General features: G+C 66.1%; 12 protein-coding genes and 1 pseudogene. 5 read left to right on the top strand and 8 right to left on the bottom strand.

Annotated features, from left to right (window positions below):
* Positions 1-18 precede the first annotated feature (18 nt).
* Both XBLMG947_RS05170 and rsmG read right to left on the bottom strand, forming a co-directional pair.
* A complete protein-coding gene (locus XBLMG947_RS05170) occupies positions 19-1,818 on the bottom strand; it encodes a DUF885 domain-containing protein (protein ID WP_065466705.1) in 1,800 nt (599 codons plus the stop codon).
* Positions 1,819-2,126: 308 nt separating this feature from the next.
* Positions 2,127-2,765 carry a 16S rRNA (guanine(527)-N(7))-methyltransferase RsmG gene (gene rsmG / locus XBLMG947_RS05165; RefSeq protein WP_065466704.1) on the bottom strand — a complete coding sequence of 213 codons (639 nt, stop codon included), beginning with the start codon at positions 2,763-2,765 and terminating at the stop codon, positions 2,127-2,129.
* Between the two features lie 225 nt (positions 2,766-2,990).
* On the opposite strand from rsmG, the gene XBLMG947_RS05160 reads away from it, so the two are divergent.
* Positions 2,991-4,619 carry an alkaline phosphatase D family protein gene (locus XBLMG947_RS05160; protein WP_065466703.1) on the top strand — a complete coding sequence of 543 codons (1,629 nt, stop codon included), beginning with the start codon at positions 2,991-2,993 and terminating at the stop codon, positions 4,617-4,619.
* Between the two features lie 314 nt (positions 4,620-4,933).
* Positions 4,934-6,505: an alkaline phosphatase D family protein gene (locus XBLMG947_RS05155; RefSeq protein ID WP_065466702.1), complete on the top strand. Its 1,572-nt coding sequence runs from the start codon at positions 4,934-4,936 to the stop codon at positions 6,503-6,505.
* Between the two features lie 18 nt (positions 6,506-6,523).
* On the opposite strand, the gene XBLMG947_RS05150 is transcribed toward XBLMG947_RS05155, so the two are convergent.
* Positions 6,524-7,120: a 4'-phosphopantetheinyl transferase family protein gene (locus tag XBLMG947_RS05150; protein ID WP_065466701.1), complete on the bottom strand. Its 597-nt coding sequence runs from the start codon at positions 7,118-7,120 to the stop codon at positions 6,524-6,526.
* A gap of 126 nt (positions 7,121-7,246) precedes the next feature.
* Here XBLMG947_RS05150 and XBLMG947_RS05140 point away from each other — a divergent pair, with 126 nt between their 5' ends.
* The gene (locus XBLMG947_RS05140) at positions 7,247-7,498 is read left to right on the top strand and encodes a GlsB/YeaQ/YmgE family stress response membrane protein (RefSeq protein ID WP_065466699.1); all 252 of its coding nucleotides are present in this window, start codon (positions 7,247-7,249) and stop codon (positions 7,496-7,498) included.
* A 61-nt stretch (positions 7,499-7,559) separates the two neighbouring features.
* On the opposite strand, the gene XBLMG947_RS05135 is transcribed toward XBLMG947_RS05140, so the two are convergent.
* Positions 7,560-7,997: a GFA family protein gene (locus tag XBLMG947_RS05135; protein ID WP_065466698.1), complete on the bottom strand. Its 438-nt coding sequence runs from the start codon at positions 7,995-7,997 to the stop codon at positions 7,560-7,562.
* Positions 7,994-8,773 (bottom strand): exodeoxyribonuclease III, encoded by a 780-nt coding sequence (xth, locus tag XBLMG947_RS05130; RefSeq protein ID WP_065466697.1) that lies wholly within the window; start codon positions 8,771-8,773, stop codon positions 7,994-7,996. Before xth ends, XBLMG947_RS05135 begins: the two co-directional genes overlap by 4 nt.
* A 417-nt stretch (positions 8,774-9,190) precedes the next feature.
* Here xth and XBLMG947_RS05125 point away from each other — a divergent pair, with 417 nt between their 5' ends.
* Entirely contained in the window at positions 9,191-10,336 is a 1,146-nt protein-coding gene (locus XBLMG947_RS05125) for an ROK family transcriptional regulator (protein WP_065466696.1), read from the top strand.
* 267 nt (positions 10,337-10,603) lie between these two features.
* Here the strand turns inward: XBLMG947_RS05125 and XBLMG947_RS05120 are convergent, their stop codons facing one another.
* From XBLMG947_RS05120 to XBLMG947_RS05110, 3 genes and pseudogenes are all read right to left on the bottom strand, one after another.
* A complete protein-coding gene (locus XBLMG947_RS05120; protein ID WP_065466695.1) occupies positions 10,604-12,331 on the bottom strand; it encodes a cation acetate symporter in 1,728 nt (575 codons plus the stop codon).
* Positions 12,328-12,645, bottom strand: a complete 318-nt coding sequence (locus XBLMG947_RS05115; protein ID WP_065466694.1) for a DUF485 domain-containing protein — start codon at positions 12,643-12,645, stop codon at positions 12,328-12,330. Before XBLMG947_RS05115 ends, XBLMG947_RS05120 begins: the two co-directional genes overlap by 4 nt.
* Positions 12,646-12,714: 69 nt before the next feature.
* Positions 12,715-14,089: pseudogene (locus XBLMG947_RS05110) on the bottom strand (DcaP family trimeric outer membrane transporter).
* A 296-nt stretch (positions 14,090-14,385) separates the two neighbouring features.
* Between XBLMG947_RS05110 and XBLMG947_RS05100 the strand changes: the two are divergent.
* Positions 14,386-15,807, top strand: a 1,422-nt coding sequence (locus tag XBLMG947_RS05100) for an acetate--CoA ligase (protein WP_065466692.1), incomplete at its 3' end; no start/stop codon positions are given.

Raw genomic sequence — 15,807 nt, 5'->3', positions numbered from 1 at the left:
GTCATTGCCCACACGGCATCACCGTGCGGCGCGACGGGCCGGCTTGGTGTCTGCCGGGCGCGCCTTGCGCTCGGCGATGAAGGTGCGCACCTGCTGCTCCAGCACCGGCAGGGTGACCGAGCCCTGCTTCAGCACCAGGTCGTGGAAGGCCTTGATGTCGAAGCGATCACCCAACTCCTTCTCGGCTTCGGCGCGCAACTTGACGATGCTGATCTCGCCCAGCTTGTAGCTCAGCGCCTGGCCCGGCCAGGAGATGTAGCGGTCCACTTCGGTGGTGACTTCGTGCTCGCTCAGCGCGGTGCGGTCGCGCAGATAGGCCAGCGCCTGCTCGCGGCTCCAGCCGTCGTGATGCACGCCGGTGTCGATCACCAGCCGGCAGGCGCGCCACATTTCGTAGGTGAGCCGGCCAAACTCTTCGTACGGGGTCTCGTAGATGCCCATCTCCTGGCCGAGTTTTTCGGTGTACAGCGCCCAGCCTTCGCCATAGGCGGAGATGTAATTTTCGCGCCGGAACGCGGGCTGCTCGCCCTGCTCCAATGCCAGCGAGCCCTGCAAGGAATGGCCGGGCGAGGACTCATGCAGGGTCAGCGCCGGCAGGTTGTACAGCGGCCGCGACGGCAGGTTGTAGGTGTTGACCCAGTAGGTCGTCGCGCCGCCACGCCCGGCGGTCCAGAACGGCGCGATGTCGTCGGGCACCGGCTTGATGGTGAAGCGCCCGCGCGGCAGCGTGCCGATGAACTTGCCCACCTGCCCGTCCACGCGCTTGGAAATCCACGCGGCGCGATCGAGCAACTCCTGCGGGGTCTTGGCATAGAACTGCGGATCGGTGCGCAGGAAGCTCAGGAACTGGGCGAACGTGCCCTTGAACCCCACCTGTTTGATGATGGCGTTCATCTGGGTCTGGATGCGCGCCACTTCGTCCAGGCCGATCTGGTGAATCTGCTCGGGCGTCAGTTCCAGCGTGGTGTATTCGCGGATCTGCTGCCGGTAAAACGCCTTGCCGTCGGGCAATGCTTCTGCCGCCAGGGTGGTGCGGGCCTTGGGCATGTAGTCGTTGCGGAAGAAACCCAGCAGCTTGCTGTAAGCAGGAAGCACGGCAGTGCTCAACGCGGCCTTGGCCTGTTCGCGCAGTTGCGCCTGCTCGGCGGCGGGAATCTGCGCAGGCAGTTGCTTGAACGGCGCATAGAAGGCCGATGCGGTGGGGTCTTTGACATCGGCCACGGTGGCGATGGAGACATCGCGCCCGTCCAGCACTGCGCGCGGCACGCTGAAGCCGCGCGCCAGTCCGGTGCGCATGTTGACGATCTGCTGATCGAAATAGCGCGGCACATCGTTCAAGCGCGCGATGTAGGCGCGGTACTCGGCCGCGCTCTTCATCGGCCGCTGCGCCATGAAGCCCAGGTTCGACCAGAACGAACTGTCGGAATTGAACGGCATCTCGTACACACGCAGGCGCACTTCGGCCGCGAGGTTTTCCACCTGTGGGCGATAGATCGCAAGGTTGATCTGGTTGGCGGACGAGAGCTGTGTCGGGTCGATGCCGTCGAGCTGCTTGAGCACGCCGTCCCACACGGCCAGCCGCGCCTGCTGCGCGGTTGCGCTGACATCGGGCAGATGCGTGTTCTCGCCGGTGCTGTCGCTGTCTTCGTCGGCCTGGCCGGTCTCGGCCTGGCGCCAGGCCCACTCTTTTTCGTAGATGGCGCGGAAACGCGCGTCGGCGGGCGCTTCGGCGGTCAGTGTGGCCGCCTGCGCCGAGGTGGCGACGAAGCCTGCGCCCAGCAGGGCGAGCGAAAGTGCGGCGGCGAGCGGAGAGGTCACGTGCGGAAAGCCTGATCTGGAGCGAACGCCCGATCATGGCAGCCCGCGCGTGAGCTGCCATGGGCTGGAAGTCCCAGCGCGGGCTGGCGCACGGGTATGGCTGGAGTGTCGGCGCTGCCCCCATCCGCCCTGCGGGCACCTTCCCCCGCAGGCGGGGGAAGGGAGCTGGTGTGCTTGTCAAGGGCGGGGGAAGGGAACTGGCGTGCTTGTCCAGCGAAGGCAGGCGCTGAGCTTGTCGGTGAAGCTGCTCACTCCCTCTCCCGCCTGCGGGAGAGGGTTGGGGTGAGGGCGCTTTGAGAGCGACTGGCTCAGCCCTTGCGCACCACCACCAGATGCCGCTCGCCATCCAGGCCGGGCACCTGCAGCGGATGCACCTCGCTCATGGTCCAGCCGGCAGGCAATGCGGCGATTTCTTCGTGCGGGTACACGCCCTTCATCGCCAGCAGGCTGCCGCCCGGGCGCAGCAGGTGGCCGCCGACGGCGATGATGCCGGCCAGGGTATCCAGCGCGCGCGCGGTGAGGTGGTCGTAGACGGCCGGTTCGTCCAGCGCTTCGGCGCGCGATTCGGCCACGCGGGCGTTGCGCAGCTCCAGATGACGCAGGGCCTCGCGCATGAAGCGCGCCTTCTTGCCGTTGCTTTCCACCAGCGTCACCTCTAGCTGCGGGCGGGTGATCGCCAACGGGATGCCGGGCAGGCCGGGGCCGGTGCCCAGGTCGGCCAGCGTGCCGCTGGCGATGTAGGGCTGCATGGCCAGCGAATCGAGCAGATGGCGGGTGACCATCGCGCGCGGATCGCGCACGGCAGTGAGGTTGTAGGTCTTGTTCCAACGCACCAGCAAGGTGAGGTAGCGCAGCAGTGGCGCGGCGAAGGCCGCATCCAGGGATTGGGCCTGCAGGCCGCGTTCGAGCGCGGCGGAGACATCGGGGGCAAGTGCGGCATCGTTCATGCCGCGATTATCGCAGCTGGGCTGGCGGGCATGCGCGTCACGATTGAGGCATCGCGGCAAGGGATGGCGTGGTTGCCTCCGCACGTCATTCACCTGCTGCGCGACGCGACCAATGTCCCGTAGCCACCACGACTGGATGGATCCGCGCCGGAACTGCAGTAGATGACACAAAACGGACATGCCGCGGTCCCAGCATGGCCGTGTCCGGTTTTCCGCCCATTGTCCATGCCTGTGATCGACCCGTGTTCCGCCTCACCCTCGACTGCTTCCGCCGCCACGCTCGCTCCGCCGGATCCCGGCCGCCGGCGCATCCTCATCGCGGGCGCCAGTCTGGCGGCGGCCGGGCTGCTCAGCCCGTTCGCGCGCGCCAGCGGCAGCGTCGACCCCTTTACGCTGGGCGTGGCGGCCGGCGACCCGCTGGCCGATGGCTTCGTACTCTGGACCCGTCTGGCGCCACGGCCGCTGGACCCGGACGGACGCGGCGGCCTGAGCGCACCGGTGCCGGTGCGCTGGCAAGTGGCCAGCGACCCGACCATGCGCACCATCGTGCGCCAGGGCGAGACCACTGCCAGCCCCGCCTGGGGCCACGCGGTGCACGTGGAGTTGACCGGCCTGGCGGCCGATCGTCCTTACTGGTACTGCTTCCAGGCACTGGGCGCGCGCAGCCCGATCGGCAGTGCGCGTACCTTGCCGGCACCGCATCACATGCCGGAGACGGCGCGCTTTGGATTCGTGTCCTGCTCGCACTGGGAGCTGGGCTATTTCAGCGCCTATCGCCACCTGGCCGCGGAACAGCCGGACCTGGTGTTCTTCCTGGGCGATTACATCTACGAATACAGCAACCACGGCGAGGCGGCCAACAAGATCGTGCGCCCGCACGGCAGCGGCGAGTGCCTGGACCTGGCCGGCTACCGCAATCGCTATGCGCTGTACCGCACCGACCCGGACCTGCAGGCACTGCATGCCGGCAGCGCCTGCGTGGCGACCTGGGACGATCATGAGGTGCAGAACGATTACGCCGACCGCTGGTCGCAAGACCCATCGATTCCGGTCGACACCTTCCTGGCCCGCCGCGCTGCCGCCTACCGCGCCTTTTACGAACATTTTCCGCTGCGTGCGCGGCACCGCCCGCATGGCGCGGACATGCGTATCTACCGTTCGCTGGATTACGGACAACTGGCGCGCTTCTACGTGCTCGACGGTCGCCAGTACCGCAGCGAACAACCCTGCCCGCAGGCCAATGGCTGGCGCGGCGGCCATGTGGTGGACGACAGCTGCCGCGAACGCACCGACCCGCGTCGCACCATGCTCGGGTGGGAGCAGGAACGCTGGCTGCATGGCGGCTTCGCACAGTCGCCAGCACGCTGGAACGTCGTTGCGCAGGACCTACTGGTGGCACCGATGCGGCAGTCCGGTCGCGATGGCGTGGTCGGGCACTGGACCGACGGCTGGGATGGCTACCCGGCCACGCGCGAGCGCATGCTCGATGCGATTGCGAAGACGCACTTGCGTAACCCGGTGTTCTGGGGCGGCGACATCCACTCGTACTGGGTCACCGACCTGAAGGCCGATCCAGCCGACGACGCATCGGCAACGCTGGCGACCGAGTTCGTCGGCACCTCGATCACCTCCGACGGCCAGAGCAATGTCGAACTGCACGCGACCATGGCGGCCAACCCGCATGTGCATTACGTCGACGGCGAAACGCGCGGCTATGTGTCGGTGACGGTCACACCAGGACAGATGGAGACGCGGCTGCAAGGCATCTCCGATCGGCGCGACCGCAACGCCACGGTATTGACGACGAAACGCTTCGTGGTGGAAGACGGCAGACCCGGCGCGGTGGAGGCCTGAGCCGCTGCCGCGGCACCGCACCCCTGCACCGACCGGATGCTGCCACGCAGTGTTTCTATTGCGGCGCACTGTGTCGGCCATCGCATCAAGCGCAGCGACTAGAATTTAGCGAGCAGGCGTCAGGTGAGCGTGGAAGGCGCGCTCATAACCGCAGTGTCAGAGTGGCGCATGCCGATTCCGAGCACCGGCCGCGTCCGCTCGGCGACTGCGCAGTCGTTTTGGTAGCTACTCTCGGTCAGGCATGGAATGGACATATCGCGGTAAGACGGCGGCGCTACATCTGCACGTTGCCGCAGCTGCCTGAAGGACACGCCATGACCGCCTCCGATCCCGCCCGCCGCCGCCTCCTGCAAGGGCTGGGTGCCGGTTTGTTGCTGCCGGCCGCTGCCAGCTGGCCGGCACGCAGTCTGGCCGCGCCGTCGGGTCGGCCGACCGTGACCGACGGCGTGCAGAGCGGCGATGTGCTGGACGGCCGCGCAATGCTATGGAGCCGTACCGATCGCCCGGCGCGGATGCGGGTGGAATGGGACACGCGCCCGAGCCTGCGCCAGGCGCGGCGCGTGGACGGACCGATGGCGCTGCCTGCCCACGATGTCACCGCGCGCATCGACCTGGGCGGGTTGCCGCGCGATCAGGACATCTTCTACCGCGTGCGCTTCGAAGATGCCGGCAGCGGCGTGCTGAGCGCGTCGGTGCACGGCCATCTGCGCAGTGCGCCGGCAACGCGTCGCGATGTGCGCTTTGTCTGGAGCGGCGACACCGTAGGCCAGGGCTTCGGCATCAATCCAGATATCGGCGGCATGCGCATCTATTCGGCAATGCGCGAGCGCAATCCGGATTTCTTCCTGCACAGCGGCGACACCATCTACGCCGACAGCCCGATCCCGGCCGAGCTCACCGTCGAAGAAGGCAAGCGCTGGCGCAATCTCACCACTACGGCCAAGAACAAGGTGGCCGAAACGCTGGACGAATTCCGCGGCAACTACCGCTACAACCTGCTCGACGACCATGTGCGCCGCTTCAATGCGCGGGTGCCGCAGCTGTGGCAGTGGGACGACCACGAGACCACCAACAACTGGTCGCCGGGCAAGCAGCTGGATGCGCGCTACCAGGGGCGCGATATCGAGGTGCTGGCCACGCGTGCCCGCCAGGCCTTCCTGGAATACGCCCCGATGCGCGGCGTGCGTGCCGATGGCAACGGGCACATCTACCGCAAGATTGCCTACGGCCCGCTACTGGATGTCTTTGTGCTGGACATGCGCAGTGACCGCGGCGCCAACAGCGACAACCTGCAACCGCAGGCCGGTCCCGATGCCGCGTTTCTCGGTCCGGAGCAATTGGCGTGGTTGCAACGCGAACTGGCCGGCGCGCGCGCGCAGTGGAAGGTGATTGCCGCCGACATGCCGATCGGCCTGCAGGTACCCGATGGCGAAGATGCGTCTGGGCGCCCGCGCTGGGAAGCGATCGCCAATGGCGACCCCGGCGTGCCGCGTGGCCGCGAACAGGAAATCGCCGCGCTGTTGCGCTTCATCAGCCGTGCGCGTATCCGCAATACGGTGTGGCTCACCGCCGACGTGCATTACTGCGCGGCCCACCATTACCACCCCGACCGCGCGGCATTTCAGCAGTTCGAGCCGTTCTGGGAATTTGTCGGCGGCCCGCTCAATGCCGGCAGCTTCGGGCCGAATGCATTGGATGCCACGTTCGGCCCGAGCGTGGTGTTTCAAAAGGCACCGCCGGCACCCAACACCTCGCCGCTGGCCGGTTACCAGTTCTTCGGCGAAGTCGAGATCGATGGCCGTAGCGGCGTCATGACGGTGACCTTGCGCGACCTGGACGGCGTGGCGCAATTTCGTCAGCCGATCCTGCCGCATGGTGTGGCCTAGCCACACGCAGCGGCCGGGTTACGCGCCCGCCAGCGGATAGAACGCCAGCGCCGCGCGACACTCCGGTGCAGCCCACCATTCGTGCAGCTGCCACTGGGCGGCCTTGCCGAGTTCCGGATCGCACCACTGCAGTTGCAGCACGTCGTCGGGCATGAGTGTATACGCAAGCCGATGCAAGCCGAACGACAGACCATGTCCATGCGCTTTGAGCAAGGCCTCCTTGGCGCACCACAGCCGAAAGAACAGCGCGTGTCGTGCGTCCGGCGCCAGCGCAGTGAGCAACGCGATTTCGTCGGGATGGAAGAAGCGTTGCGCGATCTCCAGCACGCGCGGACGCGCGCGGATGCGCTCCAGATCCACGCCCAAGCGCACACCCTCGCCCAGCCCTACCAGCAGATATGCGCCACTGTGGCTCCAGCCGGTGTCGCGGTTGGGTAGCGCCGGCTGCAGCGAGGGCCGACCGCGTGCGTCGCGTTGCAACGGCACCAACGCCGGGTCCATGCCCAGCGCCGGGCCCAGCAGCTGACGCGCCTGCGGCTCGCCGCGTTCGCCGTGCCAGTGCGGGCGCAGCCACAGCTGCACCGGACCAATCCGCCAACTCGTGTGCGCCGTCACGCGCTGTGCACCAAGCCAAACGCTTGGCCATACCGTTCATCGCGCTCGACAGCTGCTTCACGCGCGGCTGCGTTGAATGGCGCCCGTGCACCACGTCCGGTGCAAGCACATGAGGAGATCCGCAACATGGGCATTATCATCTGGTTGATCGTCGGCGGCATCGTGGGTTGGCTGGCCAGCATCATCATGCGTCGCGATGCCCAGCAGGGCATCATCCTCAATGTGGTGGTGGGCATTGTGGGCGCGCTGATCGCCGGTTTCCTGTTTGGCGGCGGCATCAACCAGGCCATTACGCTGTGGACCTTCGTGTGGTCGCTGGTGGGTGCGGTGATCCTGCTGGCCATCGTCAATCTGGTCGCCCGCGGTCGCCTGCGCTAACGCACGGCTTCGGACATACGCCGCGTCATTCAACGCCCGGGACTGCCCGGGCGTTGTCGTTTCAGCCTTCGGCCACAGCGCGATCGGCCGGATGGTGCACGCCGTCTTCCACCGGCACGGCGATGTTTAAGGCATACGGATTGACGCCTTCCAGGCAGCCGACGTTGTAGCCGTATTCGTTGGGATTGGAGCGCCGGCGGTGATGGGTGTAAATGCCGCACACGCCGCAGAAATAATGCGCTGCCGTGTGCGTGTTGAACTGATACTGCCGCAACACGTCTTCGCCCTGCCGCACATGCAGGCCGTCGAGCGTGACCGACGCGACGATGGCACCGCGCCGGCGGCACATCGAGCAATCGCAGCGGCGCGGATCGAGCAGGCCGTGCGGCAGTTCCAAATCGATTTGCACTGCACCGCAATGGCAACTCAGCCGATGTACCGGCCCCAGCGTGACCTCGCCTATCTTGTGCGCGCTACGCCGCAGATGCCGCTCGCTCATGCGCCCGCCTCCGCCAGCCGCACCCATGCCGGTGCGTGATCGCTGGGGCGCTCCCAGGTGCGCGGTTCGCGGTCGATGCCCGATTCCACTGCGCGTGCGCGCAAGGGATCGGACACCAGCGTCAGGTCGATGCGCAGGCCGAGATTGCGGCGGAAGCCGGCCTGGCGGTAATCCCACCAGCTGAACTGCTCGGCGTCCTGGTTGTGCAACCGGAACGCATCGCACAAGCCGAGCGCCAGCAGTTTTTCCAACGCGGCGCGCTCATCGGTCGAGGTGAGAATGTGGTGTTCGTTCCACACCGTCGCATCGTGCACGTCGCGCGCATCCGGGGCGATGTTGAAGTCGCCCAACACCACCAGCTGCGGATACGTTTGCAGCTCCTGCGCGATCCAATCGTGCGCGGCGGCCAGCCAGCGCAGCTTGTAGGCGTATTTGTCGGTGCCTACGTCCTGCCCATTGACCACATACAGATTGATGATGCGTACACCATCGACGGTGGCGGCAATCACGCGCTGCTGCACGTCGTCGAAGCCGGGGATGCCCATCTGCACATCCAGCGCCGGCGAGCGCGACAGGATTGCGACGCCGTTGTAGGTCTTCTGCCCGCAAAACACGCTGCGGTAGCCCAGCTCGGCCAGCGCTGCGTCCGGAAACTTGTGGTCTTCCAGCTTGGTTTCCTGGATCCCCACCACGTCCGGCGCGAAGGCGGTGAGCCACTGTTGCAGGTGCGGCAGCCGCACGTTGAGCGAGTTGACGTTCCAGGAGGCAATCTTCATGGCGCGGACCGTGGTTCAAACCGCCAATGGTACCGCGCCATGCGCCGAGCCTCCGGACGGTGGGACCACGCGTCCCCGAGCTGGGGAGCAACCAGTGCATGCGCGCCCGGCGATGCAGGGCTGGCGGTGGGCTGGTGGCATCCCGGCGCATGCGCCACCTGTTTCGGCGCCGCGGTACGGCCTGGCGCGATTGATCGGCGCGACTGGCGCCTGCCATCGCACGGTGGCGAGGACCCGGCGCATCCCCGCAGGCAAGTGCCGGTGAGGCAACTGCTGCGAGCAACCGCCCCACGGGGACATCTGCAAGCGACTGCGCGACCCACTCACCCCCCTTACTATGAATTGGATCACACGCTTAATGTGAAATAGCTCAACCGAAGTCGGTAAGCTAGCGCCACCTCACTGGCACCGCTAGCCATGCCGTCATCAGCCGCCGTCGCGTTGCCGCCGCATTCGCCAACCTTTCCCGGCCTGAGCCTCAACGAGCGCGACATGCTCGAGCGCCTGCGTCTGGCCGGTGTGCTTACCCGTGCCGACCTCAGCCGGGGTACCGGACTGACCGTGCAGACCGCAGTTCGCCTGATCGAAGGTCTGCACGCGCGCGGCATGGTGCAGATGGGCCACACGGTGGCGCGTCACGGACGCGGTAAACCCGGCGTCGCGGTGTCGCTGAATTCGGCGTATGGGCACACGCTGGGCATCTCCATTGCCACCGATTCGCTGACCTTGGCGCTGATGGATTTTTCCGGGGCAGTCCTCGCTGTCAGCGAGGTCGCGCTGACCGACACCACCCTGTACGGCGTGCTCACCCAACTGCAGGCCACCGATGCCGCGCTGCTGGTACGCGTGGACGATGTCGGCCCGCGCCTGGGCATCGGTGTGGCGATCAGCGGGTTCTTCACCGGCGAGGATACCTTCATCAATCCGCCCGAGCCGCTGCGCGCGCTGGGCCAGATCGCTCTGTGCCCGTGGCTGGCCGAGGCGTTCGGGCAACCGGTGTGGATGGACAACGACGGCAGCGTCGCCGCTGCTGGCGAAGCGATGCTGGGCGTTGGACAGCGCCACCGCACCTTCGCGTATCTGTTCCTGAGTGATGGTCTGGGCGGCGGCCTGGTCATCGACGGCCAGGTCATGCGCGGCGCACGCGGGAATGCCGGCGAGTTCGCCGGCATGTTGCCGGCACAGCAGACAGCGCGCGCCACCCTGGAATCGCTGCGCGACCTGCTGGCCGAAGACGGCGTGGCGTTCGCCGACGTGCGCAGCATGCTGGCAGCCTACGATCCGACCTGGCCGGCGATCGAGCGCTGGATCGCCCGCAGCGCACCCGGGGTAGCGTTGATCGTTTCGGCGATCACTGCCGTGTGCGACCCCGAAGCCATCGTCTTCGGCGGCCGCCTTCCGGGCGATCTGGCGCAACGCCTGATCGCCGCGGTGCAGATCGATAACCTGCCACGCCGCGGCCAGGCCCGCCCGTGGCCAGTGCTGCTTCCGGCCGAAGCGCCGGCCGATGCCTGTGCCATCGGTGCGGCGACCTTGCCGTTGAAGGCGCGTTACTTCCGCTGAGCGCGCGGCCACCGTACGCATGACGTGGGCGGCGGCGGTCCGTGCGACCTTCCGGATACGCGCGCATTCGCTGGGCAGCAAGCGTTGTGTCATGTCGCGGTTGCAGGTGTGCGACAGCCATCGTCGAACCGCTCCACCGCCCGGACGGTGCCGGCCCCGTCGCGCGATCGTCCAGCCGAAGCGTCACCAATGCAGCGGTCTCACCAAAACGCAGAACGCCGGCACTGGGCCGGCGTCTGCGATCACCACACCAATGACGCTGGTCGATCAGTGCCCGGAAGCGCCGCTGGCACCCAGGCCGGTTTCGGCACGGATCTGCTGCGCCTTGAACGCTGCGCGTTCGTTGGCGGCCTGCGGGCTGCGATCCAGCACCGAGAACAACCAGATGCCGACAAACCCGATCGTCATCGAGAACAGCGCCGGCGAGGTGTACGGGAACGGCGCCGAGCCGGCAGCGTTGCCCAACGTGTCCACCCACACCGATGGCGACAGGATCGTCAGCACCAGCGAAGAGATCAGGCCGAGGAAACCGCCGGTCACCGCGCCACGCGTGGTGCAGTTCTTCCACAACAACGACAGGATCAGCACCGGGAAGTTGGCCGAGGCGGCGATGGCGAACGCCAGCGACACCATGAAGGCCACGTTCTGCTTCTCGAACACGATGCCCAGCAGCACTGCGATCACGCCCAGCACCAGGGTGGTGGCACGCGAGACCTTCAGCTCCGAGCCCGGCGCCGGATTGCCCTTCTTGATCACCGTGGCGTACAGGTCGTGCGATACCGCCGAGGCACCGGACAGGGTCAGGCCCGCGACCACCGCCAGGATGGTGGCAAACGCCACCGCCGAGATGAAGCCCATGAACACGTTGCCGCCGACCGCGTTGCCGACCAGCACCGCCGCCATGTTGGCCGCACCCTTGCCGCCGTGGATGGTGCCGGTGGCGACATCGGCGAACTGCGGGTTGGTCAGTACCAGCGCAATCGCACCAAACCCAATAATGAAGATCAGGATGTAGAAGTAGCCGATCCAGGTGGTGGCCCACAACACCGACTTGCGTGCCTGCTTGGCATCGGGGACGGTGAAGAAGCGCATCAGGATGTGCGGCAGGCCGGCGGTGCCGAACATCAGCGCCATGCCGAAGGAGATCGCCGAGATCGGGTCCTTGACGAAGCCACCTGGGCCCATGATCGCCAGGCCTGCTTTTGCCGCATCCTCGGGCGATGCACCGCCGTTGGCTGCAATGGCCGTCTTCACCCGCACGCCCTCGGCAAACAGCGCCTCGAAGCTGAAGTCGAAGTGCCACATGATCGCCACGGCCATGAAGGTCACGCCGGTCAGCAGCAGCACCGCCTTGATGATCTGCACCCAGGTCGTGGCCGTCATGCCGCCGAACAGCACGTAGATCATCATCAGCACGCCGACCAGCGTCACCGCCACCCAGTAGTCCAGGCCGAACAGCAGTTTGATCAATGCACCGGCACCGACCATCTGTGCGATGAGATAGAACAGCACCACCACCAGCGTGCCCGACGCAGCAAAGCTGCGGATGGCGGTCGGCGCGAAGCGGTAACCAGCGACGTCGGCGAAGGTGTACTTGCCGAGGTTGCGCAGCCGTTCGGCCATCAGGAAGGTCAGGATCGGCCAGCCGACCAGAAAGCCGATCGCATAGATCAGGCCGTCGTAGCCGTTGGCCATCACCGCCGCGGTAATGCCCAGGAACGAGGCTGCCGACATGAAGTCGCCGGCAATCGCCAGGCCGTTCTGGAAGCCGGTGATGCCACCGCCTGCGGTGTAGAAGTCGGCGGCCGACTTGGTCTTGGCCGCCGCCCACTTGGTGATCCACAAGGTGCCCAGCACGAAGAAGCCGAACATGCCGATCGCCACCCAGTTGGTGGGTTGCTTGTCGACCTGGCCGATGTCGCCACCGGCGGCCAGCGCGAGGCCGGCCGGCAGCAGCCCGGCCAAAATCAGAAGAAGGCGCGAAGTCTTGCTCATTTGCGGGCGTCCTCCAGGATCTGCGCGGTCAGCTGGTCGTAGGTGTTGTTGGCGCGACGCACGTAGATGGCGGTGATCACGATGGTGAACACCATCACCCCGATCGCGATCGGAATGCCGATCGAGGTCACGCCGGCACCGATCGGTTTGGCGAGGAATTGCTTGTCGAAGGCGATCAGGCCGATGTAGCCGTAATAGGCCAGCAACATCAGCACGGTGAGGGTCCAGCCGAGCGTATTGCGCTGACGCTTGAGTGCGTGGTACTTCGGATTGGCATCGATCTTGGCGATCAACGCGTCATTCGAGACGGTCATGGTCTGTCTCCTGGAGTGCGGGCGGCACAGCCCGCCCACATATGTGGCGGGTGGCCGGCGGGATGAGCCTTAGAAGCTGTACTTGGTGGTGAACTGCAGACGCGAGATGTCGCCGCTGTCGCCGTTTTCGGCTTCGCGGCGGCCGTACATCAACTCTGCACCCACATCGACCTTGGGCAGCGGCGAATAGAAGACGTTGGCGCGGATGCTCTGCTGCGACTTGCTCGCCAGTCCACCGGTATTGGCCAGACGGTGGTCGTAATCCACGCGCGAATACATGATGGTGCTGCGCAACTTGGCGTTGTAGTCGTGGCGCCAGGCCACCCAGCCGGCCACGGTGCTGACGGTCTGGATGTTGCCGTCCATATCGATTTCCACATCCGAGCCGTTACCCAGACCCAGATAGCGCCCCAGGCCCTCGCCGTAGCTGAGCTGGTAACGCATTGGAATTGATGATCCAGCGTCCACCGCCGGCGATGGCGCCGCCGAAATCGGTGTCGTTGGTCAATGCACTGCGGGTGCGGTACTGGCGCGCAATCGCCGACAGACCGAACGTGCCCCAGGTGCCCTTCCAGTTGTAGCGCGCGGTCAGGTCCGGCATCGCGCCATGGTCCGAGGCCAGGATGGTGTTGCCGCCCTGGTACGGCGTGGTCAGCGTCTCGGGATTTTCTGCCGACACGCTGAAGGCGCCGCGGGTGTAACGGATCTGGGTCTGACGGCTGAACAACGCACCGTCGGTCGGCCCGACGATATCGGCCGCTTCCGGCAGGATGGTGGCGTCGATGAAGTTGGACCAGGTCTGGCCGGCCAGCCAGTTGTTCCAGCTCATGTAGGCGTGCCGCAAGGTGCCGCCGTACAGATTGTTGACCTGATTGGCCAGCGCGTTGCCGAAGAAATCCAGTTCGATGAAGCCGGTGAGCTTGTCGCCGTTTTCGGTGACCGTGTCCACGCCCAGGTTGAAGCGCGAGAACTTGGCATGGAAGTCGGTATCGGTGCTCGACGCCTGCCCCCCGACAGGCGTCTGCGTCGGGATGTACAGGTAACGCCCAACCGCGCCTTCCGCCAGTGCGCCGTCGCTGGTGCGGGTGGTCATGAAGTCGGCCTTGATGAAACCACCGTAACGGAACGTCGTCCCCGGCAACGCATTCGGTGTGATGCTGGTCAGCTGGATCGGCTTCTTGCCAGCAGGCACCGCCGGTGCAGGCGGCGTCTGTGCCTGCAAGGTGCGCACTTCGGTCACCTGCGTCTGTGTCTGAGCGATCTGGCCCTGCTGCTGTTGCTGCGCGGAGACCAGCATCTGGACCTGACGCTCAAGCTCGGCGATGCGCGCTTCCAGTGCCTTTTCCTTTGACGTCTGCGCGAACGCCACACCCGGCAACACGGTGGCGACGAACAAGGCGGCCGCCAACCGATGGCGCACCAGCGGTGCAATATGGTGTTTCATGAACCCGCTCCCCGATGAAGGCCTCGCGCTCGATGGCGATGCTGTGCGGAGCGTGAGGCAGTCCGCGCTCCGGAGCCTATTCGCCTTTGGTCGTAGCTGCAGCGCAGCATTCCGCACGATGACCGATGGTCGCACTGCGACCCGTCTTGGATGTGCGCTGGCGCACTCCCAGCGGGTTACGACCATGGTCTAAGGCGTCGTTCGCCGCCGGGACAGAATGGATACGGCACACTGATTGCCTACCGAGGGCAGCCGCAACGCCCTCTTCCGACACGTTCTTCGCAAGTGAGGCTGCCATGGCTGATGTTTATCCCGTCGATCCTGCATTCGCCGCCGATGCGCGCGTGACCCGCGAACAATATGCAACGCTGTACCACGAATCGATCGAACACCCCGAGCAGTTCTGGGGCAAGGCTGCGCAGCGGCTGGAGTGGTTCAAACAGCCCACCCAGGTCAAGGACGTCAGTTACGCGCTGGACGACTTCCACATCCGCTGGTTCGGCGATGGCGAGCTCAACGCCAGCGTCAACTGCCTGGACCGCCAGCTGGCCACCCGCGGCGACAAGACCGCGCTGCTGTTCGAACCCGACAGCCCGGATGCCGCCTCCTACCCGGTGACCTATCGCGAGCTCTATGAGCGCGTGTGCAAGCTCGGCAATGCACTGCGCAACCTGGGCGTCAACAAGGGCGACCGGGTCACCATCTACTTGCCGATGATCGTCGATGCCGCCGTGGCGATGCTGGCCTGCGCGCGCATCGGTGCGGTGCACTCGGTGGTGTTCGGCGGGTTTGCCGCCAACTCGATCGCCGACCGTGTGATCGATTGCCAGAGCAAGCTGATCATCACCGCCGACGAAGGCCTGCGCGGCGGCAAGAAGATTCCGCTCAAGGCCAATGTCGATGCGGCGCTGAAGATTCCCGGCACCGACACGGTCGAAACCGTGCTGGTGGTGCGTCACACCGGCGGTGCAGTCCAGATGCAGGCACCGCGCGACCGCTGGTTCCATGATGTGGTCGACGGCCAACCGGCCGCGTGCGCACCCGAGCGCATGAATGCGGAAGACCCGCTCTTCATCCTCTACACCTCCGGCTCCACCGGCAAACCCAAGGGCGTGCTGCACACCACCGCCGGCTATCTGCTGTTTGCCAGCTACACGCACGAGGTGGTGTTCGACCTGCGCGAGGACGACATCTATTGGTGCACCGCCGACGTGGGCTGGGTCACCGGCCACAGCTACATCGTCTACGGCCCGCTCGCCAATGGCGCCACCGCGGTGATGTTCGAAGGCGTGCCCAACTACCCGAACGTGTCGCGCTTCTGGGACGTGATCGACAAGCATCAGGTCACCATCTTCTACACCGCGCCGACCGCCATCCGCGCGCTGATGCGCGATGGCGAAGCACCGGTCAAGAAGACCTCGCGCAAGAGCCTGCGCCTGCTCGGCAGCGTCGGCGAGCCGATCAATCCGGAAGCCTGGCGCTGGTACTACGAAGTGGTGGGCGACAGCCGCTGCCCGATCGTGGACACCTGGTGGCAGACCGAAACCGGCGGCATCCTGATCTCGCCGCTGGCCGGCGCGGTCGATCTCAAGCCGGGGTCGGCCACGCTGCCGTTCTTCGGCGTGCAGCCGGCGCTGGTCGATGCCGAAGGCAAGATCCTGGAAGGCGCCACCGAGGGCAATCTGGTGTTGCTGGATTCGTGGCCGGGCCAGATGCGC

This window comes from Xanthomonas bromi (assembly GCF_900092025.1).
Lineage (GTDB): Bacteria > Pseudomonadota > Gammaproteobacteria > Xanthomonadales > Xanthomonadaceae > Xanthomonas > Xanthomonas bromi.
Note: the sequence above shows the minus strand (reverse complement) of the source record. Positions and strands in the feature narration are given on the sequence as shown.

Coding starts and splice junctions, on each gene's coding strand:
- rsmG (WP_065466704.1), bottom strand. CDS start 2,765: ATGAACGATGCCGCACTTGCCCCCGATGTCTCCGCCGCGCTCGAACGC.
- XBLMG947_RS05160 (WP_065466703.1), top strand. CDS start 2,991: ATGCCTGTGATCGACCCGTGTTCCGCCTCACCCTCGACTGCTTCCGCC.
- XBLMG947_RS05155 (WP_065466702.1), top strand. CDS start 4,934: ATGACCGCCTCCGATCCCGCCCGCCGCCGCCTCCTGCAAGGGCTGGGT.
- XBLMG947_RS05140 (WP_065466699.1), top strand. CDS start 7,247: ATGGGCATTATCATCTGGTTGATCGTCGGCGGCATCGTGGGTTGGCTG.
- XBLMG947_RS05135 (WP_065466698.1), bottom strand. CDS start 7,997: ATGAGCGAGCGGCATCTGCGGCGTAGCGCGCACAAGATAGGCGAGGTC.
- xth (WP_065466697.1), bottom strand. CDS start 8,773: ATGAAGATTGCCTCCTGGAACGTCAACTCGCTCAACGTGCGGCTGCCG.
- XBLMG947_RS05125 (WP_065466696.1), top strand. CDS start 9,191: ATGCCGTCATCAGCCGCCGTCGCGTTGCCGCCGCATTCGCCAACCTTT.
- XBLMG947_RS05120 (WP_065466695.1), bottom strand. CDS start 12,331: ATGAGCAAGACTTCGCGCCTTCTTCTGATTTTGGCCGGGCTGCTGCCG.
- XBLMG947_RS05115 (WP_065466694.1), bottom strand. CDS start 12,645: ATGACCGTCTCGAATGACGCGTTGATCGCCAAGATCGATGCCAATCCG.